The 26,961-nt window shown below is 60.4% G+C and carries 26 protein-coding genes; 15 read left to right on the top strand and 11 right to left on the bottom strand.

The window, feature by feature from the left end:
- Nucleotides 1-35: 35 nt before the first annotated feature.
- Entirely contained in the window at nt 36-812 is a 777-nt protein-coding gene (locus WDZ78_RS05105) for a formyl transferase (protein ID WP_425672697.1), read from the top strand.
- 88 nt (nt 813-900) lie between these two features.
- Nucleotides 901-1,821, top strand: coding sequence for a methylenetetrahydrofolate reductase (locus tag WDZ78_RS05100; protein ID WP_425672476.1), 921 nt, complete (start codon nt 901-903; stop codon nt 1,819-1,821).
- A gap of 53 nt (nt 1,822-1,874) precedes the next feature.
- Here WDZ78_RS05100 and WDZ78_RS05095 read toward each other — a convergent pair whose 3' ends face one another.
- On the bottom strand, nt 1,875-2,813 hold the full coding sequence (locus WDZ78_RS05095) for a LysR family transcriptional regulator (RefSeq protein WP_003508046.1): 939 nt from the start codon (nt 2,811-2,813) through the stop codon (nt 1,875-1,877).
- 239 nt (nt 2,814-3,052) lie between these two features.
- Between WDZ78_RS05095 and WDZ78_RS05090 the strand changes: the two genes are divergently transcribed.
- Together WDZ78_RS05090 and WDZ78_RS05085 are read left to right on the top strand one after the other, a co-directional pair.
- Complete coding sequence (locus tag WDZ78_RS05090) at nt 3,053-3,271, top strand: DUF1127 domain-containing protein (RefSeq protein WP_020012786.1); 219 nt, start codon at nt 3,053-3,055, stop codon at nt 3,269-3,271.
- Between the two features lie 271 nt (nt 3,272-3,542).
- Nucleotides 3,543-4,580, top strand: coding sequence for a GlxA family transcriptional regulator (locus tag WDZ78_RS05085; protein ID WP_020012787.1), 1,038 nt, complete (start codon nt 3,543-3,545; stop codon nt 4,578-4,580).
- A gap of 131 nt (nt 4,581-4,711) precedes the next feature.
- On the opposite strand, the gene WDZ78_RS05080 is transcribed toward WDZ78_RS05085, so the two are convergent.
- Together WDZ78_RS05080 and WDZ78_RS05075 are read right to left on the bottom strand one after the other, a co-directional pair.
- Nucleotides 4,712-6,187, bottom strand: a complete 1,476-nt coding sequence (locus WDZ78_RS05080) for an NAD(P)H-hydrate dehydratase (protein ID WP_425672475.1) — start codon at nt 6,185-6,187, stop codon at nt 4,712-4,714.
- Nucleotides 6,184-6,456 (bottom strand): hypothetical protein, encoded by a 273-nt coding sequence (locus WDZ78_RS05075; protein ID WP_243016602.1) that lies wholly within the window; start codon nt 6,454-6,456, stop codon nt 6,184-6,186. The genes WDZ78_RS05080 and WDZ78_RS05075 overlap by 4 nt, the downstream gene beginning before the upstream one ends.
- Before the next feature lie 89 nt (nt 6,457-6,545).
- Between WDZ78_RS05075 and WDZ78_RS05070 the strand changes: the two genes are divergently transcribed.
- From WDZ78_RS05070 to hspQ, 4 genes are all read left to right on the top strand, one after another.
- Nucleotides 6,546-6,884: a P-II family nitrogen regulator gene (locus WDZ78_RS05070; protein WP_003508042.1), complete on the top strand. Its 339-nt coding sequence runs from the start codon at nt 6,546-6,548 to the stop codon at nt 6,882-6,884.
- A gap of 71 nt (nt 6,885-6,955) precedes the next feature.
- Entirely contained in the window at nt 6,956-8,365 is a 1,410-nt protein-coding gene (gene glnA, locus WDZ78_RS05065; protein WP_003508040.1) for a type I glutamate--ammonia ligase, read from the top strand.
- Between the two features lie 97 nt (nt 8,366-8,462).
- Nucleotides 8,463-9,383, top strand: coding sequence for a DMT family transporter (locus WDZ78_RS05060; protein WP_020012789.1), 921 nt, complete (start codon nt 8,463-8,465; stop codon nt 9,381-9,383).
- Nucleotides 9,384-9,474: 91 nt separating this feature from the next.
- Nucleotides 9,475-9,804, top strand: a complete 330-nt coding sequence (gene hspQ, locus WDZ78_RS05055) for a heat shock protein HspQ (RefSeq protein WP_003508038.1) — start codon at nt 9,475-9,477, stop codon at nt 9,802-9,804.
- A 102-nt stretch (nt 9,805-9,906) separates the two neighbouring features.
- On the opposite strand, the gene WDZ78_RS05050 is transcribed toward hspQ, so the two are convergent.
- On the bottom strand, nt 9,907-10,563 hold the full coding sequence (locus tag WDZ78_RS05050) for an invasion associated locus B family protein (protein ID WP_003508037.1): 657 nt from the start codon (nt 10,561-10,563) through the stop codon (nt 9,907-9,909).
- A 306-nt stretch (nt 10,564-10,869) separates the two neighbouring features.
- Here WDZ78_RS05050 and WDZ78_RS05045 point away from each other — a divergent pair, with 306 nt between their 5' ends.
- The 3 genes from WDZ78_RS05045 to WDZ78_RS05035 are packed head-to-tail and all read left to right on the top strand — an operon-like array spanning nt 10,870 to nt 14,405.
- Nucleotides 10,870-12,717: an extracellular solute-binding protein gene (locus WDZ78_RS05045; protein ID WP_425672474.1), complete on the top strand. Its 1,848-nt coding sequence runs from the start codon at nt 10,870-10,872 to the stop codon at nt 12,715-12,717.
- 35 nt (nt 12,718-12,752) lie between these two features.
- Nucleotides 12,753-13,421, top strand: a complete 669-nt coding sequence (locus tag WDZ78_RS05040; protein WP_020012792.1) for a DsbA family oxidoreductase — start codon at nt 12,753-12,755, stop codon at nt 13,419-13,421.
- A 51-nt stretch (nt 13,422-13,472) separates the two neighbouring features.
- Nucleotides 13,473-14,405, top strand: coding sequence for a DMT family transporter (locus WDZ78_RS05035; RefSeq protein ID WP_020012793.1), 933 nt, complete (start codon nt 13,473-13,475; stop codon nt 14,403-14,405).
- 54 nt (nt 14,406-14,459) lie between these two features.
- Here WDZ78_RS05035 and WDZ78_RS05030 read toward each other — a convergent pair whose 3' ends face one another.
- The 3 genes from WDZ78_RS05030 to WDZ78_RS05020 form a co-directional block, all read right to left on the bottom strand.
- On the bottom strand, nt 14,460-14,804 hold the full coding sequence (locus WDZ78_RS05030; RefSeq protein WP_020012794.1) for a hypothetical protein: 345 nt from the start codon (nt 14,802-14,804) through the stop codon (nt 14,460-14,462).
- A 377-nt stretch (nt 14,805-15,181) separates the two neighbouring features.
- Nucleotides 15,182-18,679 (bottom strand): transcription-repair coupling factor, encoded by a 3,498-nt coding sequence (gene mfd / locus WDZ78_RS05025; protein ID WP_020012795.1) that lies wholly within the window; start codon nt 18,677-18,679, stop codon nt 15,182-15,184.
- Nucleotides 18,680-18,682: 3 nt separating this feature from the next.
- Entirely contained in the window at nt 18,683-18,994 is a 312-nt protein-coding gene (locus tag WDZ78_RS05020; RefSeq protein ID WP_026364147.1) for a succinate dehydrogenase assembly factor 2, read from the bottom strand.
- Between the two features lie 188 nt (nt 18,995-19,182).
- Between WDZ78_RS05020 and recG the strand changes: the two genes are divergently transcribed.
- Genes recG through WDZ78_RS05000 form a run of 4 tightly spaced genes read left to right on the top strand, consistent with a single transcriptional unit; the run spans nt 19,183 to nt 22,265 of the window.
- Nucleotides 19,183-21,288: an ATP-dependent DNA helicase RecG gene (recG, locus tag WDZ78_RS05015; RefSeq protein ID WP_425672473.1), complete on the top strand. Its 2,106-nt coding sequence runs from the start codon at nt 19,183-19,185 to the stop codon at nt 21,286-21,288.
- 12 nt (nt 21,289-21,300) lie between these two features.
- Nucleotides 21,301-21,573 carry a hypothetical protein gene (locus WDZ78_RS05010; RefSeq protein WP_003508029.1) on the top strand — a complete coding sequence of 91 codons (273 nt, stop codon included), beginning with the start codon at nt 21,301-21,303 and terminating at the stop codon, nt 21,571-21,573.
- A 54-nt stretch (nt 21,574-21,627) separates the two neighbouring features.
- A complete protein-coding gene (locus WDZ78_RS05005) occupies nt 21,628-21,885 on the top strand; it encodes a type II toxin-antitoxin system Phd/YefM family antitoxin (RefSeq protein WP_425672696.1) in 258 nt (85 codons plus the stop codon).
- Nucleotides 21,882-22,265, top strand: a complete 384-nt coding sequence (locus tag WDZ78_RS05000; protein WP_060724303.1) for a type II toxin-antitoxin system VapC family toxin — start codon at nt 21,882-21,884, stop codon at nt 22,263-22,265. The genes WDZ78_RS05005 and WDZ78_RS05000 overlap by 4 nt, the downstream gene beginning before the upstream one ends.
- A gap of 3 nt (nt 22,266-22,268) precedes the next feature.
- On the opposite strand, the gene WDZ78_RS04995 is transcribed toward WDZ78_RS05000, so the two are convergent.
- From WDZ78_RS04995 to glmU, 4 genes are all read right to left on the bottom strand, one after another.
- Nucleotides 22,269-22,937, bottom strand: a complete 669-nt coding sequence (locus WDZ78_RS04995) for a DUF502 domain-containing protein (RefSeq protein ID WP_020012801.1) — start codon at nt 22,935-22,937, stop codon at nt 22,269-22,271.
- Nucleotides 22,938-22,950: 13 nt separating this feature from the next.
- The gene (locus WDZ78_RS04990; RefSeq protein WP_425672472.1) at nt 22,951-23,454 is read right to left on the bottom strand and encodes a GNAT family N-acetyltransferase; all 504 of its coding nucleotides are present in this window, start codon (nt 23,452-23,454) and stop codon (nt 22,951-22,953) included.
- Nucleotides 23,451-25,277, bottom strand: a complete 1,827-nt coding sequence (gene glmS, locus WDZ78_RS04985; RefSeq protein WP_020012803.1) for a glutamine--fructose-6-phosphate transaminase (isomerizing) — start codon at nt 25,275-25,277, stop codon at nt 23,451-23,453. The genes WDZ78_RS04990 and glmS overlap by 4 nt, the downstream gene beginning before the upstream one ends.
- Before the next feature lie 204 nt (nt 25,278-25,481).
- Nucleotides 25,482-26,843: a bifunctional UDP-N-acetylglucosamine diphosphorylase/glucosamine-1-phosphate N-acetyltransferase GlmU gene (gene glmU / locus WDZ78_RS04980; RefSeq protein WP_425672471.1), complete on the bottom strand. Its 1,362-nt coding sequence runs from the start codon at nt 26,841-26,843 to the stop codon at nt 25,482-25,484.
- Between the last annotated feature and the right edge of the window lie 118 nt (nt 26,844-26,961).

Here is a 26,961-nt window from a genome sequence, read left to right as displayed (position 1 = left end):
GCTGGATCATGGCTTAGGAAAATCCCGTGGGTGATATGACTGACATCAACAATCGGCTTCTGGTGATGACGGCGGGCGGCGTGAACCCCAATGTCATGATCAATGCGCTGGCTGCCCGATTTCCCGATATCCACGTCTTCATGGAGCAGCCGGAAAGCAAGTCGGTCATTCTCAGGCGACGCGCGCGACTGCTCGGCTGGATTGTCGCTGCGGGCCAGATGGCGACGATGATCGCCTCACGGCTCGGCAAACGCTTCACGGTTCGCAGAAGCAACGAGATCATCGCCGAACACGGCCTTTCTCCCGATCTCCACCACAGTCTTCCCGTTACGCAATTCGCCTCGCTCAACGATGAGGAATGCCGCAAGGCCGCCAATCTGCTGCAACCGGCGGCGATCTTTACCATTTCGTGCCGTCTGCTGAGACCCGCCACGCTGCAGGCCCTGCAATGCCCGGTCATCAATTTCCACGCCGGCATCAACCCCGCCTATCGCGGGCAGATGGGCGGTTACTGGGCGCTGGTCGAAAAGGACCGCGGCAATTTCGGCGCGACCGTGCATCTGGTCGACAAAGGCGTGGATACCGGCGCCACACTCTACGAGAAGCGGCTGAAACCATCGCCTTCCGACACGATCGCCACCTATCCGCTGCTTTTGACCGCCGCTTCGGTGGATATCGCCGTCAGCGCCATCGAGGACGCGCTTTCCGGCAGCCTCGCCCCGCAGCCGCCCTCACCCGGCAAATCGGTGCTGCGTTTTCCGCCGACCATCTGGACCTGGCTGTGGAACGGCCTGACGAAACGGATCTGGTGAAACCGCGGTCAGGGAACCGGGTGAGCTTCGTCGCAGATGCAAGCCTGTCTTGCCGCAACAGGCACAGACTTCGCCGAAAAATCGGTGCATGATAATAAAAAGGATCATGCACAAATTGCCCGATATTTCCGCCGCTTCCATCATTCCCGCCTCCATCGAAGCCTCGCCCGCGCAGGTGCTTGGCGTAACCGACCTTGACGGTCTCTTTCCGCGGGGTGTCCGCGTCTATCTTACCGACACCGGAGCCGCCTCGCAGGAAAAGCTCGTTGATGCCGCAGGACATTTGCGCGACCTCGGTTATGAGCCAGTGCCGCATCTTGCAGCGCGGCGCATACCCTCCCGCACGGGGTTTGAGGAACAGGTGAGACGGCTTGCCGGAGAAGCGGGTGTTACGGATGTTCTGGTTGTCGGCGGCGGTGTCGACCGGCCGGCCGGTCCCTTCGCATCCAGCATGGACATGCTGTCATCAGGCATTTTCGACCGTTGCGGAATAAGGCGGATCGCCATCGCCGGCCACCCCGAAGGCAGCCCGGATTTCAACGACGACACGGCGATGGCCGCACTCAGGCTGAAACGTGATTTTGCAGAAAGAAGCGATGCTGAAATGCGCATCGTCACGCAATTCGGTTTCGATCCCGCGCGTTTCATCGCCTGGGCGGAAGGTCTAACGGCGTCAGGCATCGATTTGCCGGTGCATATCGGCGTTTCCGGCCCGGCCAAGATCACGACGCTCTTGAAATATGCCGCGCTCTGCGGCGTCGGCAATTCCATTGCCTATCTCAAGAAAAACGCGCTTTCCCTGACGACGCTGGCGAAGGGGCATTCGCCGGAAAGCATCGTCGGGCCGATCGAACGGCACTGGCAGGCCAATCCGCAGGGGCCGATCCGGCAGATTCACGTCTTTCCCTTTGGCGGATTGCAGAATTCGGCCGACTGGCTGGTCAAGCGTGGAAGCTGGCAAACCGGCGGCGCAGACCGTTCGGCATCACAGGATTCGATGGCGGGCTGAAGCAGCCATCCTGACAGCGCGACGGGCCACGGCCGCCGCGCACTATCAGGACCTCAGGCCGCCTTGGCAACCTCGACAAAAGCGTTTCGAATGCTTTCAGCCACGGCAAGAACAGGGCGCGACGCCTTGTCGCCCATGATCAGGCGAATATCGAAAGAGCCGAGTTCCGGCAGACCTTCCTTGTCGCCCAGAATGACCATGTCGTTCAGCACATAGGATCGCGGCAGCGGTGCAATCGCGAGATCGGCGGCAATCGCCGCGCGCTGCGCCATGGTATGGCCGCTGAGATAGGCCACGCGGAAATTGCGCCCGCGCCGCTCCAGCGAATTGATCGCTTCCGAACGCCAGATGCAGCCTTCCTCCCAGATGGAGATCGGCAGCGGATCACGCAGATAGGCCGTGCCGCATTTCGCGCCTGCCCAGACAAGACGTTCGCGCATCAGCACCTCACCGGTGTCGCGCAGCGGATGCGAGGCACAGTTGACGAGGGCGAGATCGAGCCGCTGCTCGTCCATGCGCTTGTAGAGATTGGAACTGGAATCGATGGTGACGTCGATCATGATGCCGGGGAAAGCCTCGGCAAAACGCTTGAGAATGCCCGGCAGCAGGCCGCGCTCGCCAATATCCTCCGGCGCGCCGAGCCGGACGACGCCTGAAAGCTCCGGCATGACGAAACGCGACACCGCCTCGTTGGAGAGCGCAATCATCCGCCGCGCATAGGTCAGCAGCGTCTCCCCATGCGCCGTCAATGTAACCGAACGGGCATCGCGCAGGAACAGCGTCGTCTTCAACTGCTCCTCAAGCTTCTTGATCTGCATGGAAACGGCGGAAGGCGTTCTGAACACCACTTCAGCGGCGGTGGAAAAATTTCCCGTTTCCGCAATGGCGACGAAGGTTCTCAATATGTCGTTATCCAGCAACGGCAGCGGTTGGCGGAAAGTCACGGTCATGGCACGCACCTTCAAATATTTTGATTTATAGATGGATATCATTTCGTTTGATTGAATGTCAACAAGCGCGCACCATCCGGGACATCGATTGACGCGGCGAATTGAGCCTCGTCGGAATGAAGCGCTGACGATCTCGCGGATTGGAATTTTCCCCGCAGGCTTTGCCGGCAATTCATTCCAAAAACTGATGAATGACATAAAATTCATTCTCTTGTTTGATGCAACATGCAAGCGCATACCCAAGTCGCAAACAGGATCGTGGTTCACGAAAGGATCAAGACATGACCATGATACATTATCTCCCGGTGACGAACCGTTCTCCGCACCGTCCTTCATCCATTGGCTGGCTCCATCGCCTGTCCAACCAGGTTTCCGCCCGTTACGCAGAATGGCGTCGCGCCAGGATGCTCCGCGCACTGGAGGCTTTGCCGCCTGAAACATTGAAGGATATCGGATGGCCGACCACCGACACCACTCGCATACACACCATCCGCAAATGATGTCCAACCGATGGCTCGCAAACATTGCGCGTTTTGCGAGCCATCCCTGCCCGCGCCCGAACGGCAGGACGGAGGCGCAAAACAGCCTGCCTGTTTTGCATGCGACACATCGCCTTTTTTAAAGGCTTGTCGCGAAATTTGCATATTTCAAAAGCTATTTTTTGACAGCTCCGAATCCGAGGCGTATTTTTCGTTAAAGATGTCGTAATCAGGACATCCAGAAGACCAATTCCAAGGGAGGAATTGCGTATTCGCAACGGAGCACGGGCAAATGAGCAGAAACTCCCAGAAGAAACGCTCAATCGTCTTTTTTCTCATTCCGCAATTTACCTTGCTGCCATTCGCCGCAGCGGTTGAAACGCTTCGCATCGCCAACCGAATGTTGGGCTATCAGGCCTATGAATGGCGCCTTGCCTCCCTCGACGGCCAGAAGGTCATGTCGTCAAGCGGCATCTGTCTTGAGGCCGATACCTGTCTTGCCGACGAGCGGCGATACGTCAGCGGCGAAAACCGCCCTGAGATGGCGATCATCTGTTCCGGCATCGATGTGGATCAACACATCAACAAGTCCGTCAACGCCTGGCTGCGCGAAGCCTATAATCGCGGCATCGCCATCGGCAGCCTCTGCACCGCCGCCCATATCCTGGCACAGGCTGGCCTCCTCAACGGCAAGCGCTGCGCGATCCACTGGGAAAACCTGCCCGGCTTTTCCGAAGCCTTCCCCCAGGTGGAAGTCTATGCCGACCTCTTTGAAGTCGACAGCAATATCTACACCTGCGCCGGCGGCACGGCCTCGCTGGACATGATGCTGAGCCTGATCGGTCAGGATTTCGGCGAAAACCTCGTCAACCGCGTCTGCGAACAGCAATTGACCGACCGGGTGCGCAGCCCGAACGACCGCCAGCGCCTGCCTCTGCGGGCCCGCCTCGGCGTCCAGAACAGCAAGGTCCTGTCGATCATCGAATTGATGGAAGGCAATCTTGCCGAACCGCTGTCGCTGCTTGATATCGCCGACGCCGCCGATCTGTCCCGCCGGCAGGTGGAGCGCCTCTTCCGCCAGGAAATGGGCCGTTCACCCGCCCGCTATTACCTTGAAATCCGTCTCGACCGCGCCCGCCACCTGCTGGTGCAGTCTGCCATGCCGGTGGTCGAGGTCGCCGTCGCCTGCGGTTTCGTCTCGGCTTCGCATTTTTCCAAGTGTTATCGCGAAATCTACAATCGCACCCCGCAGCAGGAGCGTGCCGAACGCAAACTCTTGATCAGCGCCTCGCGAATGGCAATGGCGGGCCAGGGCAAAGCCGCGCATTGAGTGCTGGCATTAGCGCCTGAAATGCGACCTCCGTCATGCCGGACTTATGTGGACGGAGTGGGGATGGTGGAACTGTGCCAAACCACCGGATCTGTCAGCGGCCAGCAAACAGCGAACATAATCAGACCAACTCACCCAAACGGCCGAACCGCATGGGCAAGGTCTTCCGCCGTCATGCCGTCACCCGCCCTGTGGCCCGCCTGCCCATGCAGCCAGACACCGGCCGCAGCCGCTTCGAAGGCTGGGGCTCCCTGCGCCAGCAGCGCACCGATGATACCGGCCAGCACATCACCTGATCCGGCCGTCGCAAGGCTCGCCGGCGCATTGGTGTTGACCAGCGCCCGGCCATCAGGCGCGGCAATCACCGTGTCTGCGCCTTTATAGACCAGCACAGCGCCGCTGCGCGCCGAGGCGGCCTGCGCCTTCTCGATCTTGCTCAGCGTCCCGTCGGCGGCAAGATCGGGAAACAAACGCGCAAACTCGCCCTCATGCGGCGTCAGCACGAATTTTCCCGCGCCTGAAGTGACGCGCTCGAACAAGGTCTCCGCATAATCCTTGAAAGCCGTGATCGCATCGGCATCCAGCACGGCCGCCCTGTCTCCAAGCAGGGACACGAATTGCCGCGCCTTTTCCAGATCGCCGAAACCGGGACCGAGAACGAAGGCTCCATGACGCCGGTCGTCCAGCCAGAGCCGCAGATCATCAGCATCGTCCATCGGCGCATTCATCACGGCCGTCAGCGTCACGGACAGCACGTCGAGCGCCCGCCTCGGAGCGGCGACAGTGACGATACCCGCCCCTGCCTTCAGCGCCGCGAGCGCCGTCATGCGGCTTGCACCCGTCGCATGGGCCGGGCCGGAAAAGACGGTCAGATGGCCGCGGCGGAATTTATGCGTCTCGATATCGCTCGCGGGCAAGGCGTCACGCCAGACCAGCGGATGGTTTTCCGCAACCGCGCCTGCGTGATCGGTGAGGATGCGGGAGGGAATACCGATATCGAACACCTCGAGCGCCCCGCAAAGCTCCCGCCCCGGCATCAGCAGATGGCCGGGCTTGCGCGCCATGAAGGTCACCGTCCGTTCGGCCGTGAACGAGGCGCCAAGCGGCACGCCCCGCCGGCCGCAGAGACCGGAGGGCAGATCGACGGCGAGAACCGAGGCCTTCGCATTGGTCACCGCCTCGATTATCCGTGCAAGCTCCCGAGGAATATCGCGGGACAGTCCTGCCCCGAAGACCGCGTCGATCACCACGTCGCCGGCAAGAGGCGCGTAGTCGCCAAGCGGCAACGGCGCCACCCCGCTGCGCTCGAAAGCCATCCGCGCATCACCCCTGAGCGCGCCGGCATCACCGAGATGATAGACCACAACGACCGCGCCGCTTTCCACAAGCGCCCGCGCCGCCACGTAACCATCACCGCCATTGTTGCCGCCGCCGCAGAGCACGACGAAACGCAGGGCCTGCGGATAGTGGCGAAGCGCTGAGGCGGCAACCGCCTGCCCCGCCCGCTCCATCAGATCATAAAGCGGAATGCCGGATTGACCGGCCGCCGCATCGATGCTGGCCATAATAGCCGGGTCAAAAAGGGAGAGCTGAGAGAGGGATGTCATGCCTCAATCATCCCTTCAAAACGCCGGAAAGGCAATCGATACAAAAATAAGCAGATAGCCAAGTCCAAATAATAATCAAATGCATAAAATATAAACAAACCAACTTCATCACACTCACGCATTCTCAAATATTCGAACCATCTAAAATAATAAGAATTGGCAGAAATGCTGATGGATTTTTCAGGTTCCCGAGAAAAATTGGCTGGAAAACCGCCAAAACCGAATGCATTTTGTGTCGGAAGGCCGGGGGATCGAAGTTTTTTCTTCAAGCCCGCTTCCGATCTGGCACAATACGTGCATTCTTGTGGCAGAGCGGGAATAACCTGCTTTAACGGGAGAAGCGGAGAGATATTTTCTCATGAAAAAGATCGAAGCGATCATTAAGCCTTTCAAGCTCGATGAAGTGAAGGAAGCCCTTCAGGAAGTCGGACTTCAGGGCATCACGGTCACGGAAGCAAAAGGCTTTGGTCGTCAGAAGGGCCACACGGAACTCTACCGCGGTGCAGAGTACGTCGTGGACTTTTTGCCGAAAGTGAAAGTCGAAGTCGTACTGGCGGACGAAAACGCGGAAGCCGTCATCGAGGCGATCCGCAATGCGGCGCAGACCGGACGTATCGGCGACGGAAAGATTTTCGTTTCCAATATCGAGGAAGTCATCCGCATCCGTACCGGTGAAACAGGCGTGGACGCCATATAATCAAGAACGTCCCGAGCCGGGGAGGCTTGGGTTTTCACCTCGTCATCATCACACTCAAGGAAAACGTTTAAATGACGACCGCAAACGATATCTTGAAGCAGATCAAGGATAACGACATCAAGTTCGTGGACCTGCGCTTTACCGACCCCAAGGGCAAGCTGCAGCACGTCACCATGGATGTTGTCTGTGTGGACGAAGACATGTTCGCCGATGGCGTCATGTTCGACGGCTCCTCGATCGCCGGCTGGAAGGCCATCAACGAGTCCGACATGGTGCTGATGCCCGATCCGGCCACCGCCCATATCGACCCGTTCTTCGCCCAGTCCACCCTGGTCGTCCTTTGCGACATTCTCGACCCGGTCTCGGGCGAAGCCTATAACCGCGACCCGCGCGGCACCGCCAAGAAGGCCGAAGCCTACCTCAAGGCCTCGGGCATCGGCGACACCGTCTTCGTCGGCCCCGAGCCCGAATTTTTCGTCTTCGACGACGTCAAGTACAAGGCAGACCCCTACAACACCGGCTTCAAGCTTGACTCGTCCGAGCTGCCGTCCAACGACGACACGGATTATGAAACCGGCAACCTCGGCCACCGTCCGCGCGTCAAGGGCGGTTATTTCCCCGTTCCGCCGATCGACAGCCTGCAGGACATGCGCTCCGAAATGCTGACGGTTCTGGCCGAAATGGGCGTCGTTGTTGAAAAGCACCACCACGAAGTGGCTGCCGCACAGCACGAGCTGGGCGTGAAGTTCGACACGCTGGTATCCAGCGCCGACAAGATGCAGATCTACAAGTACGTTGTGCATCAGGTCGCCAATGCCTATGGCAAGACGGCAACCTTCATGCCGAAGCCGATCTTCGGCGACAACGGCTCGGGCATGCACGTTCACCAGTCTATCTGGAAGGGCGGCAAGCCGACCTTTGCTGGCGACGAATATGCCGGCCTTTCTGAAAACTGCCTCTATTACATCGGCGGCATCATCAAGCACGCCAAGGCCATCAACGCCTTCACCAACCCCACCACCAACTCCTACAAGCGTCTGGTGCCGGGTTATGAAGCGCCGGTTCTGCTCGCCTACTCCGCGCGCAACCGTTCCGCATCCTGCCGCATTCCCTTCGGCTCCAACCCGAAGGCAAAGCGCGTCGAAGTCCGCTTCCCGGACCCGACCCAGAACCCCTATCTCGGTTTTGCGGCCATGCTGATGGCCGGCCTCGACGGCATCAAGAACAAGATTCACCCCGGCAAGCCGATGGACAAGGACCTCTACGACCTTCCTGCAAAGGAACTGAAGAAGATCCCGACCGTCTGCGGTTCGCTGCGTGAAGCGCTTGAAAGCCTCGACAAGGATCGCAAGTTCCTGACCGCCGGCGGCGTGTTCGATGACGACCAGATCGACTCGTTCATCGAGCTGAAGATGCAGGAAGTCATGCGTTTCGAAATGACCCCGCATCCGGTCGAATTCGACATGTACTACTCGGCCTGATCGGCCTTTCGAGCGCTCTCCGGGGCGCTCGATCCATCTCGGCGGTTTTCCCCGGAAAGCCGCCGTTTTCTTTTGAAGACCAGCCATGTCGCGAAGAATGTCAATCAAGCCAGCCACTCAGCAAACACGCCTCACGGACTGGCTCATCTTTCTGGCGGTGCCGTTCTTTTTCTCCAGCAATGTCATTTTCGGCCGTGGCGTCGTCGGCGAAGTCTCGCCCTTCATCGCCGCCTTCATCCGCTGGATGGGCTCGACACTCATCATCGCGCCGTTCATGATCGCCGACTGGCGCAACTGCATCGCTTTCCTGCGCCGGAAAACGTTGCTCTGGCTCGTTCTCGGCGTTCTCGGCATGGGCATCTGCGGCGGCGTTGTTTATTGGGGCCTCACAATGACCACGGCCGCCAACGGCACGCTCATCTACACGACTTCGTCGTTGTTCATCATCCTGTTCCAGCGCATCTTTCAGGGCCGCCCCATCAGAAAGCTCGAAGTGGCGGGCATGGTCATCGCCTTTGCCGGCGTGGCGGCCATCGTGCTCAAGGGCGATATCGCAGCTCTCCGGCACATGAACTTCAACATCGGCGATTTCGCCATACTGACGGCGGCCATCGCCTTTGCCGTCTATTCGCTGCTGCTGCGCGAACCGGCGGCGCGGCAGATGGCGTCCTTCAGCCTTTTTGGCCTGATCGCGCTCTCCGGTGCGCTGGTGCTTCTGCCGCCGGCGGCGCTGGAACTGGCGCAGGGCGGCATGCTGCCCGCCACGCCAATGGCATGGGCCAAGATCGGCGGCATCATCCTGTTCGCCTCGCTATTGGCCTTTTATTGCTTCACCCACACGGTGCGGGTCTTCGGTCCCGCCACGGCAGGCGTCACGCTTTACATGATGCCGCCCGTCTCGATCCTCATGGCCACGCTGTTTCTGGGGGAGACCTTCGAGACCTACCACGCGATCGGCATCGTGCTGGTCACCGGCGGCGTCATCATCGCCACAGCACCGCTCGGCCGCCGTGGCTGAGCCCATATAGCCAGAAAGAGGCGGGATACCCCCTAGCCCTTGATATTTTGCGTTCCGCACCCAACTATTAGTGGGAAAGGAAGTTCATGCCATGAAACAAAGAGACGCAAAATTCACGCTTGGCGAGATCGTCCGCCACAAGGTGTTTCCGTTCCGCGGTGTGGTCATCGACGTGGACCCGGAATATGCCAATACCGAGGAATGGTGGAACGCCATCCCTGCGGAAATCAGGCCGGATCGCGACCAGCCCTTCTATCATCTTCTGGCCGAAAACGAGGAGACGGAGTATGTCGCCTATGTTTCCGAGCAGAACCTCGTCCACGACGAAAACGAGACGCCGCTCCGAAACCCCAATATCGGCCGCATCTTCGACAAGGCGCCTAACGGTGAGTGGCGTCCGAAAATGTCAACGGCGCATTGACGCCCGCCAGGCATCTCCCCACCCTCCCAGGGGCGTAAAAACGGCATAAAAAAACCGGTCTGTCGCCAGACCGGTTTTCTGTTTTTAGCGCTTACGCTGCAATCAGGGCTTCGGAGCGCCCTTGGCGGCATCCTGAGCGGCTTCCAGCTTCTTGCGAGCCTCTTCAGCCTTCTTCTGCATGCCTTCCTGCAGGCTGCGCTGGCTTTCGGCCAGCTGCGACTGGGTGATCGCCGGGCCGTCAAAGGCGCCGGTGAAGCCGGAGAGAGCGATCTTGATGGGGTTCGGCGCGCGGCGGAAGTTGATGGAGGTGAAGACCACCTCGCTACCCTTCTTCAGGGAAGCGATCATGGCGTCCGTCAGCGGAACTTCGGCCGTGCACTTGTCGGGAAGGCATACGGCGTAATCGAGCTTCTGACCCTTGCCGCCGTCGATCTGCATCATCACACCAGGAGGAATGAGACGCGCGGTCGGAACGGAAACCTGCAGCAGCTTGCGGTTGACCTTGCCTTCAACAGTGATGAGGCCGACAGCGGTGATCATCTGGCCGTTCTGGGCGAGAACCACGTTCTGCACAACGCAGACATCGTTGTCTTCCTGCTTGGAGCAGGTCTTGAACCAGCCGAGCGGCGGAGCGCCAGCGCCCTGAGCGGCGGGAGCAGCATCCTGTGCCTGCGAGATGGCCGGAGCGGAAACCGCGCCCAGAGAGAGGACCAGAGCGGACAGAGCCGTCCGGGTGAATGTGTTTGCCTTTTGCATCATAAGAGTTCCGTCTCCTGAATGTCTGCCAGAACAGAACCGTTAAGGCCCTGTTCGTCGATGGCGGTATCCTTCTGCCCGTTCAACTGTCGTTTAAATGAGGCAAATGCGTGACCCGTCTCTTCCGGCCACCCTGTTACATGCCGATCGCGGCGATATCCAGCACTTCTTTAACTTTTTCTTGAGCTGACCCAAGATTTCCCGCGCCTGGATGGGTCGCACCATGTCCGTGTGCTACATATCTGCCAGAATCATGATGATAAACGGTCGTGACGCACATCGGACGGACAGTTGAGACAGGACAGTGACATGCGCAACCTTGCGGCCCTCATCCCCGCATTGTTCCTTTTGGGATCATCCCTGCTTCCCACCGGGAACGCTCTCGCGCAGCCGCTGCACGGCATTTCCATGCACGGCACGCCGGAGCTTCCCGCAGACTTCAGGCATCTTCCTTATGTCAATCCGGATGTGAAGAAAGGCGGCCGCATTTCCTATGGCGTCGTCGGCACCTTCGACAGCCTCAATCCCTTCGTTCTCAAGGGAATGCGCACCACCGCGCGCGGTGTCTGGGACCCGGAATTCGGCAATCTGCTCTACGAACCCCTGATGCTGCGTTCCAGCGACGAGCCTTTCAGCCTTTACGGCCTGCTAGCCGAAACAGTGGAGTGGGATGAGGAGCGCAGCTTCGTCCAGTTCAACATCAATCCGAAGGCAAAATGGTCCGACGGCGAGCCGGTGACCGCAGATGACGTTATCTTCACCTTCAATCTTCTGAAGGAAAAAGGCCGCCCGCCCTTCAACAGCCGCCTGGACGGGGTGGCGAAGCTGGAAAAGATCGGCGATCGCAGCGTGCGTTTCACCTTCAACGACAAGGCCAACCGCGAAACGCCGCTCATTCTCGCCTCCTCCACCCCGATCCTGCCAAAACATGCGATCGATCCGGAAAAATTCGAACAGGCCGGCCTCGGCGCAGTCGTCGGCTCGGGTCCATACCGAATCAAAACCCTGCGGCCGGGCGAACGAATCATCTGGGAGCGCAATCCGGACTATTGGGGCAAGGACATTCCGGGCAAGGTCGGCTTCGACAATTACGACGAGATCAGCGTGACCTATTTCCTGCAGGTCACCACCATGTTCGAGGCCTTCAAGAAGGGCGATATCGACATCTATCCCGAAGGCGACGCCATCAACGGCACCTCCGACACCTCCCATTGGGGACAGGCTTACAATTTCCCCGCCGTCCATCGTGGCGATATCGTCAAGGACGTCTTCCAGCCGCGTCTGCCGACAGGCATGTTCGGTCTCGTCTTCAACACCCGCCGCGCCGTCTTCGCCGACGAGAAGGTGCGCGAAGGCCTTACCTACGCGTTCGATTTCGAGTGGATGAACAGAAACATTCTCGGCGGCTCCTTCAAGCGCACACAGAGTTACTGGCAGAATTCACCGCTCGGCGCCTATGGCAATGCCGCGGACGAACGCGAGCTGGCGCTGCTCGGCGACGCGGCTAAGACCATGCCTCCGCAGCTACTGGCCGGCACCTATGCCTTGCCGACCACCGACGCCACCGGTGCGGACCGCAAGGTCCTCAAAATGGCCGTCGACAAGCTGAAAGAGGCCGGATACAGCATCAAAAACGGCAGGATGTCCGATGCCAGCGGCCGCCAGCTCGCCTTCGAGATCATGACGCAGAACCCCGCTCAGGAGCGCATCGCGCTTGCCTATCAGCGCTCGCTCAATCTGATCGGCGTCGCCATGGGCATCCGCTCGGTTGATGACGGGCAATATCAGGCCCGCTCGAACAGCTTTGATTACGACATGATCATCCGCTCCCTGCCGTCGTCGCTTTCGCCGGGCATGGAGCAGCTCAACCGCTGGAGTTCGCTCTCACGCGATGCGCAGGGCAGCTTCAACTATGCCGGCGCCGCCAATCCCGATATTGACCGGATGATCGAAGCGCTGCTGCAGGCGCGCTCGACGGAAGATTTCCAGGCCGCCGTGCGCGCCTATGACCGCCTTCTGGTGGCCGGCCATTATATCATTCCGCTCTATTACATCGGCGCCCAATGGGTTGCGCGCTGGAAATATATCGACCGCCCGGATATGACGCCAATATCGGGAAATCAGAAACAGACCTGGTGGGATTCAAGGGTGCAATAACCCGCCGCCCGGTCCAGACAAGGGAAGATGAAACCATGGAACGCATCGTTATCGACGTCGTGTCGGATATGGTCTGCCCCTGGTGTTATCTCGGCAAGGCGAGGCTCGATCTCGCCATTGCCGACGTACAGGATGAAATCAGCGTCGACGTGAACTGGCGTCCCTATCGCCTCAACCCGGACTATCCGCCCGAGGGTGTCGACCAGAAAGCTGCCCTGGAGGAGAAGCTCGGCAAGGAGCGCCTGGAACAGGCCCACGCCACACTGGTGCAGCTCGGCAAGGAAGTCGGCATCGACTACGATTTTGATGCGATCAAGATCGGCCCGAACACACTCGACGCGCACCGCCTGTCGCTCTGGGCCCATTCCGAAGGCCGCGACGTCCAGGAAAAGGTCGTGACGGCGCTGTTCAGGGCCAATTTCGAAGAAGGCCGCAATATCGGCGACCACGCCGTGCTGATCGATGTGGCCGAAAAGGCGGGTATGGACGCGCAGGTGGTGGCACGGCTTCTCGCTTCGGAGGCGGACAAGGACACGGTCATCGCCGAAATTGATGCGGCGCAGCAGATGGGCGTCGCCGGCGTACCTTTCTTCATCATCGACCAGAAATACGCCATAAGCGGTGCACAAACGCCTGATGTCCTGATTGCTGCATTGCGGGATATTGCAAAAATCAAGGCGGACGAGCATAGATCGATGAACTGACGGTCAAATCACCGGCGGTTTTCTGCAACTTGATTTTCCGCCGGTGTTTCCGTGTCCGACCAGACCCTGAAAGGCATTCTGCTCGCCTTTGCCGCCTTCGCTGCCTACGCCTGGAGCGATGCCAGCGTTAAACTCATAGAAGGCCAGATTTCGCCGATCGAATCGGTCTTTTTCGGCGCCGTGTTCGGCCTTGTCGCCCTGCCCTTCATCCGCAAGCGCAATGACAGCTGGCTGGATGTGGTGAAGACGACCAACCGTCCTTTGTGGATCATCCGCTTTTTTTCCGCCGGGATCGGCGCGGTCGGCAGTGTGACTGCCTTTACCCATCTTTCCATGGCCGAAGCCTTCGCGCTGATCTTCCTGCTTCCTTCCTTCGTCACCATCATGTCTGTGGTGTTCCTCAAGGAACAGGTGGGAATTCGCCGCTGGTCGGCCGTCATCATCGGTTTTGTGGGTGTGCTCATTATTCTGCGGCCTGGATTCCGAGAATTGGGCATCGGCCATCTGGGCGCCATCATCGCCGGCTTCAGCGGCGCGCTCAGCATCGTCATCTTCCGCGCAATGGGCCCATCGGAAAAGAACGTTTCGCTTTATGGTGCCGGATTGCTCGGCTGCCTCGCCATAAGCGGAATCGCCATGGTGCCGACCTTTGTCATGCCGGGTGGAGAACAATGGCTGCTGCTGGCGGGATATGGCCTGCTCGGCGCGCTTGGCAACGTGCTGGTCATGTATGCCGCCCAATATGCGCCGGCCGCCATGATCGGCCCGACGCAATATAGCCAGATGCTCTGGGCCATCCTGTTCGGTTATCTGATTTTCGGTGACCGCATCGATGGATGGATGCTGGTCGGCATCGCCCTCATCGTCGGCTCCGGCCTATTGACGCTCATCCGCGAGAAACAGAGAAAAGTGCCGCTGCCCGCCTCGATCGCGGCAACCGACCAGAACGTGGCCGTCGGCATCACACCGGAAGACAGCCGCTAGCTAAAATCATGCAAAAACCGGCGACGCTCTGCACGCCGCCGGTCTGCCAATCGATTAATCGCAAACCCTGACCCGATACATGTCACCCCAGGCATTCTGCCTCCAGGCAACGTGGCAGCGCGGATAAACCGGCTGGTAAACGACCGGCGGGCCATAAGCAGGCGCAGCGTAGACGGGTGGACCGTAAGCCGGCGCGTAATAGGCGGGGCCGTAAGCGTAGCCCGGGTGTCTTGCACCCGCAATCAGCGCTCCGCCAATGATCGTGCCTGCGATGCCGGCGGCAAGGCCGCGGCCGAAGTTATTGCGCGCTTCCGCCTGGCTGGTGGTGGCAATTGTGGCGCCCGCAATTGTCAAGGCAACCAGACCAGCGGTGGCAAACCTGTTGATATTGGTCCACATCGTCCTGCTCCTTCATCACCCGGCGGCATCCACTCATCCGCCGCACCGGGTATGAGGGAAAGATTACGCCGGCGAAGACTACCGGCGCATGTCCGTTTCATTACATCGAGGTAATTTTCGCTGAACGGAGTGGGTGGGGTATTGGAAATTTGGCTGGGGATGGGTGTGGCTTACCCCCCTCTGCCCTGCCGGGCATCTCCCCCTCAAGGGGGGAGATCGATATGCGGCAATGCCTCGCCTATCTCGACGTTAGAGGATGAAGTGGTTGACAGCGCCTCTCGCCAATCTCCCCCCTTGAGGGGGAGATGCCCGGCAGGGCAGAGGGGGGTAAGCCGCACCCACCTGCGGTGCCAAATAGCCCCCCTTGAAGCTCAAATCTAGGACCGCGCCAGTTCCGCCAGCTGCGTCATGATCATGGCCGCACCCGTCAGCCGCTTTTCCGGCGTCGGCAGATCGCGGTTCAGGAACAGGCTGTGGTCGGGGCGGATTTTCGCCATTGATCCCTGCTTGCCGATGTAACCGACCAGCGCGCCCGGATTGGGGAATTCCTTGTTGCGGAACTGCACGACGACGCCCTTCGGCCCGGCATCCAGCTTCTCCACATTGGCGATGCGGCAGAGCGACTTGATGTAGACGATCTTGAGCAGGTGCTGCACCTCTTTCGGCAATGGGCCGAAACGGTCGATCATTTCCGCGCCAAAACCGTCGATCTCGCTGATATCCGCAAGCTCGCCGAGACGGCGGTAAAGGCCCATGCGCAGATGCAGATCCGGAACATAATCTTCCGGGATCATGACGGAGGTGCCGACCGAAATCTGCGGCGACCAGCCGCTGTCCTGCACCTGTTCGTCGCCCTTCACCTCGGCAACCGCCTCTTCCAGCATCTGCTGGTAAAGCTCGAAACCGACTTCCTTGATGTGGCCGGACTGTTCTTCGCCGAGCAGATTGCCCGCGCCGCGAATATCGAGGTCGTGGCTCGCCAGCTGGAAGCCTGCGCCGAGCGTGTCGAGCGATTGCAGCACCTTCAGCCGCCGCTCCGCCATCGTCGTCAGCACCTTGTTGACCGGCAGGGTGAAGAGCGCGAAGGCACGCACCTTGGAACGACCGACGCGACCACGCAGCTGGTAAAGCTGGGCAAGACCGAACATGTCGGCGCGGTGCACGATCAGCGTATTGGCGGTCGGCACATCGAGGCCGGATTCGACGATGGTGGTCGAAAGCAGCACGTCATATTTGCCGTCGTAAAAGGCGTTCATGATGTCTTCGAGTTCGCCTGCCGGCATCTGCCCATGCGCCACCGCCACCTTCAGCTCCGGCACATCCGATTGCAGGAACGCGTGGATATCGGCGAGATCGGCAAGCCGCGGACAGACATAGAAGCTCTGACCGCCGCGATAGTGCTCACGCATCAGCGTTTCGCGGATGACGAGCGGGTCAAAGGGCGAAATGAAGGTGCGCACCGCCATGCGGTCCACCGGCGGCGTGGTGATGAGCGACAGTTCGCGCACGCCCGTCATGGCCAGCTGCAGGGTGCGCGGAATGGGCGTCGCAGAGAGCGTCAGCACATGCACGTCGCTCTTCAGCTCCTTCAGCCGCTCCTTGTGCTTCACACCGAAATGCTGCTCTTCGTCGATGATGAGCAGGCCGAGATTGGCAAAACTGATGCCCGCGCCAAGCAGCGCATGGGTGCCGACGACGATGTCAGTCTTTCCGTCAGCCACTTCCTTTTTCGTCAGCGTCAGTTCCTTGGAGCCGACGAGGCGTGAAGCCTGCTGCACCCGGATCGGCAGGCCGCGGAAACGCTCGGAGAAAGTGCGGAAATGCTGGCGCGAAAGCAGCGTGGTGGGCACCACCACCGCCACCTGCACGCCGTTCATCGCGGCAAGGAAAGCAGCGCGAAGCGCCACTTCGGTCTTGCCGAAACCGACATCGCCGCAGATGAGACGATCCATCGGCCGGCCGGCGCCGAGATCTTCACGAATGGCCTCGATGGCGTTCAGCTGGTCTTCCGTCTCATCATAGGGGAAACGGGCGGCGAATTCGTCGTAAAGCCCATCGGGAGCCGTCAGCACCGGCGCATGGCGCACCAGACGCGCGGCCGCGATGCGGATAAGCTCATCGGCCATGTCGAGCAGGCGCTTCTTGAGCTTGGCCTTGCGCATCTGCCATGCGCCGCCGCCGAGCCTGTCGAGCTGGGCTTCGGCCGCATCCGAGCCGTAACGCGAGAGAAGATCGATGTTTTCAACCGGCAGGAACAACTTGGCATCATCGGCATAATGCAGTTCGAGGCACGCACGCGGCGCGCCCGCCGCCTCGATCGTCCGCAGGCCGACGAAGCGACCGATACCATGTTCGGCATGGACGACCAGCGAGCCTTCGTCCAGCCCCGCCACTTCCGAGATGAAATCCGCACCGCGCTTGCGGCGCTTGGAGCGCCGCACCATGCGGTCGCCGAGAATATCCTGCTCGCCGATGACCGCGAGCGTCCCGGTCTCGAAACCCGTCTCAAGGCTCAGCACCGCCGAGGCAGCCTCACCCTTACCGAGCTTCTCCACTTCCTTCAGCGAGGTCACCGGCTTGATCTTCTCAAGCCCGTGCTCGTTCAGCACCTGTAGCAGCCGGTCGAGCGAACCTTCCGACCAGCCTGTTATCAGCACCTTCCAGCCCTTGGCGCGGCGCTCGGCAATATGCTTCACCGCCAGATCGAAAACATTGACCCGTTCTTCGCTCTCGCCTTCGGTTGGCGGACGCGCCCAGCGCGGCCCGACATGGGCGTCGAGCGTGGCGACCGGGCGGCCTTCGCTGTCCTGTTCGTTGAAGGGTGTCAGACGCACCGCATTGACGGCGGCCAGTGCGGCATCGAAACTCTTGCCGTCGAGATAGAGCTGGCCGGGCGAAACCGGCTTATAAGGCGCACCCTGGGTCGAGCCCTTGGTTTCGCCGGAGCTGCGGCGTGCATCGTAATAATCGAGCACCAGCTTGGAGCGCTCTTTTGCCGCCTCCCGCGCCGTGTGATCGGTGACGATCCGGAACCCCGCGAGATAATCGAACGCCGTTTCCAGCTTCTCGTAAAACAGCGGCAGCCAGTGCTCCATGCCGGCATAACGGCGGCCTTCGGAGACGGCCTGATAAAGCGCATCGTCACGCGTCGCGGCGCCGAACAGCGACAGATAATTCTTGCGGAAACGGCTGATCGTATCCGGCGTCAGCGTCACTTCGCTCATCGGGTTCAAATCGAGCGAACGCGCCTGGCCGATGGTGCGCTGGCTGGCCGGATCGAAGGTGCGGATGCTTTCCAGCGTATCGCCGAAGAAATCGAGCCGCACCGGCTCTTCCGTGCCGGGCACGAAGACATCGAGAATGCCGCCGCGCACGGCGAATTCACCGACTTCACGCACCGTCGCCACCCGGTCAAAACCGTTGCGCTCCAGCCGTGCGGCGATGTCGTCCATACGGATCTGGTTGCCGGGCTTCGCCGAAAAGCCGAGGCTCTCGATAATGTCGCGCGGCGCCATCTTCTGCAGCATGGCGTTGACGGTGACGAGCACGATGGCCGGATGCGGTTTCTTCGCGTGGGCGATGAGGCCGGAAAGCGCCGCCAGCCGGCGCGCCGAGGTGTCGGCGCTCGGTGACACGCGGTCATAGGGAAGGCAGTCCCAGGCCGGCAGCGTCATGACCGGAATATCAGGCGCGACGAAACCGAGGATCTGTTCGAGATCGGCGACCCGCTGGCCATCCGACATCACATAGGCAACCGATGTCCCCGCCCGCGCCATATCGGCGAGCAGCAGGGCTTCCATGCCGGAGGGCACATTTCCGATGGTCAGCGGCGTATCGGCCGACGCCACCAGCTTTGCATCGAATCCGGCTATCATGTTTCAGGCTTTCAGGGTTTCGGCGGTGACGAGATCAAAATCGGGACGGTAGGAGGCGATCTGTTCAAACAGCGGGGTCTGGAATTTTTCCGGTATGGCAAGGGCACCCGTCACCATCTTGACGAGGTCGTTATCCTCTTCCGCCATGATGATCTCAAGCTCATCGAGCTGATCATCGGAAAGCCCGGCAATATTGTCTTCCGCAAATTGCCCGAGCACCAGATCCATCTCGCGAATGCCCCGGTGCCAGCAGCGGTAAAGAATCCGCCGGCGTCTCGGATCGAGGTCGGCACTCGTGCGCACCAGTCCAGTCATCGCATTCACCTTTCGGTTGGCTATTCAACAGGATGTTGACTGCGACCTCCTATAGAACAGGAGGCGAACGCTTGGGAACCGGTTTTTATCGAAATAATGCCACGGCGGCTAAAAACTGCCGGTGATAACCCGCCTTTGTGACCTGCGAAGTCTTGCATAAGCCGTGCCCTTCCCCGATTTTGCTGACCATGCGCCCGGCCATTCTCGATCCGCTGTTTGCTTCCGTCTCCACCCTTGCCGGTGTAGGGCCGAAGCTTGCCGACCTTCTGGCCAAACTCCTGAGCCGGGAAAATGCCGAAGACACCCGCGTGATCGATCTCCTGTTCCACGCGCCATCGAACGTCATCGACCGCCGAAACCGCCCCGGCATCGCGCTGGCCGCGCCCGGCGCCATTGTCACCATTCAGGGACGCGTGGACCGCCACCAGCCGCCACCGCCGGGAAACCGCTCCGCGCCCTATCGCGTCTTCCTGCATGACGAGACCGGCGAACTGGCGCTGACCTTCTTCCGCGCCAAGGGCGACTGGCTGTCAAAGGCCCTGCCCATGGACGAGGAGGTTCTCGTCAGCGGCAAGGTGGACTGGTTCAACGGTCGCGCCTCCATGGTGCATCCGGATTTCATGGTGAAGGTTTCCGAAGCCGAAAACCTGCCTTTGGTGGAAGCCGTTTACCCCATGACCGCCGGTCTATCGCCCAAGGTGCTGCGGCGGGCAATCGAAGGCGGGCTGTCGAAGCTGCCGGTCTTTCCGGAATGGATCGATGAAACGCTGAAAACCCGTCAGGGCTTCGGTGATGTCGCTTCTAGCTTCCGTGAATTGCACGACCCGCGCGACAGCGCCGATATCGAGCCGCAGGCTCCGGCGCGCAGGCGGCTTGCCTATGATGAGTTCCTTGCCGGGCAGCTGTCACTGGCGCTGGTGCGCCAGCGGCTGCGCAAGGTGGCTGGCCAGCCAGTCCGCGCCAGGGGTGATGTCGCCGCGAAAATCCTCTCGCAACTGCCCTTCTCGCTGACACCGAGCCAGAGCGCTGCGGTGAAGGATATTCTGACTGACATGGCCGGCGAAGACCGCATGCTTCGCCTGCTGCAGGGCGATGTCGGCGCAGGCAAGACGCTGGTGGCGCTGATGGCGATGACAACGGCCGTGGAGGCCGGCGGACAGGCGGTGCTGATGGCCCCGACCGAAATCCTCGCCCGGCAGCACTACGCCACCATTTCCAAACTCGCTCAGGCAGCGGGTATTACCGTCGAAGTGCTGACCGGCCGCACCAAGGGCAAGGAGCGGCGCGAGATCGAGGAGCGCGTCGCATCAGGCGAAGCGCAAATCGTCATCGGCACCCATGCGCTCTTTCAGGACAGCGTGAGTTACAAGAACCTCGTGCTGGCCGTTGTGGATGAACAGCACCGTTTCGGCGTGCATCAACGCCTGCGCCTTACCGCCAAGGGCATCACGCCGCATATGCTTGTTATGACCGCCACCCCCATTCCGCGCACGCTGGTGCTGGCCGCCTTCGGCGATATGGATGTCTCCAAGCTCACCGAAAAGCCTGCCGGCCGCAAACCCATCCAGACGGTGACCATCCCCACGGAACGCATCGGCGATATCGTCGAGCGACTGCGTGCCGCGCTGAAGGAAGGCAAGAAGGCCTACTGGATTTGCCCGCTGGTGGAAGAAACGGAAGAATCCGACCTGATGTCGGCGGAGGAGCGGCATGCGGTTCTCTCGCAGATGCTGGGCGCAAATATCGGCCTCATCCATGGCCGCATGAGCGGCCCGGAGAAGGACGCCGCCATGCTCGCCTTCAAGAGCGGTGAAACCCGGCTTCTGGTGGCAACGACGGTGGTGGAAGTGGGCGTCGACGTGCCTGACGCGACGATCATGGTCATCGAACATGCCGAACGTTTCGGCCTTGCCCAGCTTCACCAGCTGCGCGGCCGCGTGGGGCGCGGTGACGAGGCTTCCACCTGCATCCTGCTCTATAAGGGCCCGCTCAGCGAAAACGGCCGCGCCCGGCTTTCCATCCTGCGCGACAGCGAGGACGGCTTTCTGATCGCCGAGGAAGATTTAAAGCTGCGCGGCGAAGGCGAGTTGCTCGGCACCCGCCAGTCCGGCACGCCGGGCTTCCGCATCGCCAGCCTGGAAGCCCACGCCGATCTTCTGGAAATCGCCCGCAAGGACGCGGCCTACGTCATCGAGCGCGACCCCGAACTGACGGGCCCACGCGGCAATGCGCTGCGCACCCTGCTCTACCTGCACCGCCGCGACGAAGCGATCCGCTTCCTGCACGCCGGCTGAAAGTGACCTGCCATGAACATGATCGACCCCCGCCGCCCGCCACCTGCCTTCCGCAAGGGCTACGCGCTATGCTCGCCGCAGAACATCCTGCAACCCGAGACATTTGCGAAGAGTGAGAAAAAGGCGATCGGCAAGGCGTTCAAGAAGCCCGGCCGCAAAAAGGCCTGGAGCGAGGCGCTGGAGGCAGGCTGGAGCGTGCGGCTGGTCTATATGCGGCTTTTCGTTCCCGTATTCCACGCGACCAATGCGGGGACGGAAGTGGATGATCTTGATGACGAGGATTGATATGGTCCATTGAATGGACTAATCTGCGGAGTGCCTCAATTCCTGGAGCAAGCCATGCAGATTTCTGTTACTGACGCAAAGGGCCAGCTGACCGAATTGGTGCGCCGCGCCGAGGCGGGAGATGAAATCATTCTCACCCGGCATGGTCACGCAGCAGTGCGTCTTGTTCCGGTCGTTGTCGCGGCGGACAAGACATCCCGCGGTGCCACGCTGAAAAAAGTGCGCAAGGCAGTCGCAAACAAAACCAATGATGGCCCCGATGCCGCGCATAGTCAGGATTTCCTCTATGAGGAGAACGGCCTGCCTGAATGATCGTCATCGACACGTCGGCTCTGATGGCGATCCTGCTTGATGAGCCCAAAGCGGATGCCTGCGCCGCAGCTCTCGAAACAGATGAGCCTCTACTCATTTCCGCCGGTACGCTTGCGGAGGCCATGATCGTGGCGCAACGGCGCGACCGCAGCCGGGAACTAGAGATACTGATCGAAGGTCTGAGCGTCGAAATCAGACCCGTTACCCCAAAATCGGCGCATGGCGTTTCTGAAGCTTACCGCATCTGGGGCAAGGGTATTCATCCCGCCGGACTGAATTTCGGCGACTGTTTTGCCTATGATCTGGCGAAAACCGAGGGCTGCCCTTTGCTTTATGTCGGCAACGACTTTTCGCAGACGGACATCCTCGGCGCTCTCTAACCGTCAAACCGGCGCGATCATCTTGGGCGGCGTGAAATCGGGCGCCACCAAGCCGCCGGAAATCAGCAGTTTCGCCGCATCCTCCGGTGTCATGTCCAGCATCACGATCTTGTCTTTCGGCACGAAGAGCAGGAAGCCGGCTGTCGGCACCGGTGTGGGCGGCAGGAAGACGGCGACCATCTGCTGGCCCATTTCGTTGAAACGGTGAGCAAGCTCGCCCTTGGCCTCGGAGGCGACGAAGACCATGGCCCAGGTGCCTGACGATGGAAACTCGATCAGGCCGACCTTCTTGAAGGAGTTTGAATGCTCTTTCAGGACGGATTCGAACAGCTGCTTGATGCTCTTATAGATCGGCCGCACCAGCGGCATGCGGTTGAGGATGGATTCGCCAACGCCGAAAATCCATTTGCCGATGAGGTTATTGCCGAGAAAGCCGATGAGCGTGATGCCAATGACGGCGATCAGCAGGCCGAAACCGGGGATTGCCACATCGAAATATTGCTCGGGATCGTAACGGGCCGGAATATAGGGCTTCACCCAGCTATCCGCCCATTGCAGGAAACTCCACACCAGCCACATGGTGATGGTGACGGGCGCAAGGATCAGAACGCCCGTGAGGAAACTATTGCGCAGGCGGGCTGCGAATGAAATTTTGACTGGAATATCGGTCATTTACCGTTCGGAATTAAGCTTTGTCGCCATCGAAACCCGGATGAAAACCGACAATGCCGGATGGAGTTCCACCATGCAAGCGAAGAACTGTGAAATATTCGTCAGGAATCCCTTCCGCACCCACCCCTTCAACATGGTGAAAACCGAAGCGACCGTAATAGGCGGGATCACCGACAACGACGCAGCCGGCAGCACTCAACCGCTCCAGTGCGGCAAGCCCTTCACGCGCCAGCCGCGAACCGACACCTTCTCCCTGCCTTTCCGGCGTCACGGAGAGCGGCGCGAGGCAGAACCAGCCGGTCTCGCCGCCCGACAGCGTCACCGGCGAGAAGCCGACATGGCCGATGACGCCTTCGCTGTCTTCCGCCACCAGTGAAACCGTCAGTGCGCCGGCATCCCGCAGCCGCGCGACGATCAGCTGTTCTGTCCCGCTGCTGTGCTCAGCGTTACGGAAGGCATCTTCCGTAACGCGAGCGATCGCTTCCTCGTCGCCCTGTCGCTCCGGCCGGATGATCATTCCACCGTTACCGATTTCGCCAGATTGCGCGGCTGGTCCACATCCGTGCCCATGAAGACGGCGGTGTGATAGGCGAGCAGCTGGATCGGCAGCGAAAAGACCATCGGCGCGATCAGCTCATCGACATTGGGCAGCGTGATCGTCGCCATGGTGTCGAGCTTGGAGGCTGCAGCCCCCTTCTCATCGGTGATGAAGATGATGCGGCCGCCACGCGCGGCGACCTCCTGCATGTTCGAAACGGTCTTTTCGAAAAAGCGGTCATGCGGCGCAATGACGATGACGGGCATGTTCTCATCGATCAGCGCGATCGGCCCATGCTTCAGCTCGCCGGCGGCATAACCTTCGGCGTGGATATAGGAAATTTCCTTGAGCTTCAGCGCGCCTTCAAGCGCCAGCGGGAAGCTGGTGCCGCGGCCGAGATAAAGCACGTCCTTGAAACGCGACAGATCGCGCGACAGCGCTTCGATCTGCGGCTGGACGCTGTTGAGAACCTTGCTCATGATGCGCGGCATCTCGGTGAGATGGCGAACCAGCTCGGTTTCCTGCTGTGGCGTGATGGTGCCGCGCGCCTTGCCGGCGGCAACGGCAAGCGAAGCGAGCACGGCAAGCTGACAGGTGAAAGCCTTGGTGGAGGCAACGCCGATTTCCGGACCGGCGAGGATCGGGAAGATCGCGTCCGATTCGCGCGCCATGGTGGATTCACGGGTATTGACCACCGCGCCGATCTTCAGCCCCTCCTGCTGGCAATAACGCAGGGCCGCCAGCGTATCGGCAGTTTCCCCCGATTGCGAAATGAACAGTGCCGCCTGCGTGGGAACGAGCGGGATTTCGCGATAGCGGAATTCCGAGGCGACATCGATTTCCACCGGCAGGCGCGCATAACGCTCGAACCAGTATTTGCCGATCAGGCCGGACAGATAGGCCGTGCCGCAGGCGGAAATGGCAAGGCCGGAAAGCTTGGCGAAGTCGATGGCCGTGTCAGCCTGCTTCACGGTCTTGGAGGCGAAATCCACATAGTGGCTGAGCGCGTGGGAAATGACTTCCGGCTGCTCGTAGATTTCCTTTTCCATGAAGTGGCGATGGTTGCCCTTGTCGACCACGAAGGCCGTCGCCTGCGAAATCTGACGCTCGCGCTTCACCGGCTTGCCGGAGAAATCGATGATCTCAGCACCCTGACGGGTCACGATGGCGCAGTCGCCATCCACCAGATAGGTGATTTCGTTGGTGAAGGGCGAGAGCGCGATGGCATCCGATCCGAGGAACATTTCGCCACGGCCGTAACCGACGGCGAGCGGCGGGCCGGAACGCGCCGAAAGCAGCGTGTCGGGATCGTCCTTGAACATCACCACCAGCGCGTAGGCGCCCGTGACGCGGTTCAGCATCTTCAGCATCGCTTCGCGATGGCCGAGACCCTCGCGGGTATATTTCGCCAGAAGCTGCGCCACCACTTCGGTGTCGGTCTGGGTAGTGAAGGTCGCCCCTTCGGCACTCAGTTCTTCGCGCAGTTCGGCGAAGTTTTCGATGATGCCATTATGGACGACGGCAACGCCATCGACGAAATGCGGGTGGGCATTGGTCTCGTTCGGAACGCCGTGGGTCGCCCAACGGGTGTGCGCGATGCCAACGACACCCGGCAGCGGCTCTTGCGAAAGCAGCGTCTCCAGATTGAACAGCTTGCCTTCCGCACGGCGGCGGTCCATCGCGCCATTGTCGATGGTGGCGACACCCGCCGAATCGTAACCACGATATTCGAGACGCTTCAGCGCATCGACAAGCCTTTCAGCAACGGGCTGGGTTCCGACAATTCCGACAATTCCGCACATATATTTCTCCAGACGGCGATCTCTTCGCCGAAACTTTCAGAGTATTTTCGCATTTCCCTGAAATGCGAAAATACTTCACCTTTTTGTTCTGACGCATTTCCGGACGTAAAACCGCTGCACACTTTTACTGGAAATGCTTTAACCGTTTCCCTGAAATCGGCAATTACGCCGCCGGTCACTTTCGGTATCGCTCGGTAACGTCTTTCAAGAGGACTTTTTCTTCGCTTCCTTCAGCGCTTTTGCCCGCTCGCGCACAACGGTCGCCCGGCCCGGTTTCATCTCCTGCCGCGCCCGCCCGAACGCCAGCGCATCATCAGGCACGTCATCGGTAATCACGCTGCCGGAGGCGACATAGGCCCCCTCTCCAATGGTGACAGGAGCAACCAGCGACGAGTTCGAGCCGATGAAGCTGTTCGCACCGATGCGCGTTTCAGCCTTGTTGTAGCCATCGTAATTGCAGGTGATGGTGCCCGCGCCGATATTGCTGCCGGCACCGATAAAGGCGTCACCGATATAGGTCAGATGGTTGACCTTGGCGCCCTCGCCGATCTCCGCCTTCTTGACCTCGCAGAAATTGCCCACCTTGGAATTGGCATGCAGGTTTGAACCCGGACGCAACCGCGCATAGGGACCAACGGCCGCGCCTTGTGCGACATGGGCCCCTTCCAGATGCGAGAAGGCGTGGATGACGGCGCCCGGCTCGATGGTGACGCCGGGACCGATGACGACGTTCGGCTCGATCAGAACATCCTGAGCGATCTTCGTGTCGAAGGAGAGGAAGACGGTTTCGGGGGCAATCATCGAAACGCCGTCCACCATCAATTCGTGGCGGCGGCGCTCCTGCCAGAGCTTCTCGATAAAGGCGAGTTCGGCGCGGTTGTTGCAGCCGACCAACTCGGCTTCCGGCGCGTCGATGGCGACGGCGCGGCGGCCGAGAGAGCGGGCGATCTCGACGACGTCGGTGAGATAATATTCGCCCTTCACATTGCTGTTGCCGATCCGGTCGAGCAGGTCCAGCGCGTTGCGGCCGTTGATGGCCATCAGGCCGCTATTGCACCAGGTGACCTTGCGCTCCGCGTCCGTGGCGTCCTTTTCCTCGCGGATCGCGACAAGTTCGCCATTCTCGACCAGAAGCCGGCCGTAACCGGTCGGGCGATCGGTATGGAAACCGATGACAGCCACATCGGCGCCGGCGGCAATCGCCTCACGCGCCCGGTCGAGCGTTGCGGAGGTGATAAGTGGCACATCGCCATAGGCAATGATGAGATCATCGAAACCGCGCTCAAGGGCAGCACGTGCGGCAAGAACCGCGTGGCCGGTGCCCTTGCGTTCCGTCTGCAGGAAAGCTTCGACCTGAATGCCTTTCATGCTTGCGGCCGCGGTGACATTGTCGGCATCGCGCCCGACCACCAGCGCCACCGTGCCGACGCCAGATCCAGCCACCGCCTCCACCACATGCGCGATCATCGGACGCCCGGCGACCGGATGCAGCACCTTGGACTTCGACGATTTCATGCGCGTGCTGTCGCCCGCTGCGAGAATAATGGCTAGAGAGCTGCGCTCCATAAGACCTCCAACACCCTGTCACCGGCCGCATGGCGGCCAGGACGGCGGCATATGTTTGACTTCACGCCGTCCGGCAAACGAACGGGCGCATCGGTAATTTCATTCCGGAATTGCTATA

It is taken from the genome of Agrobacterium sp. M50-1 (assembly GCF_049843495.1).
GTDB lineage: Bacteria > Pseudomonadota > Alphaproteobacteria > Rhizobiales > Rhizobiaceae > Agrobacterium > Agrobacterium radiobacter.
This window is presented reverse-complemented; position numbering and strand designations above follow the sequence as displayed.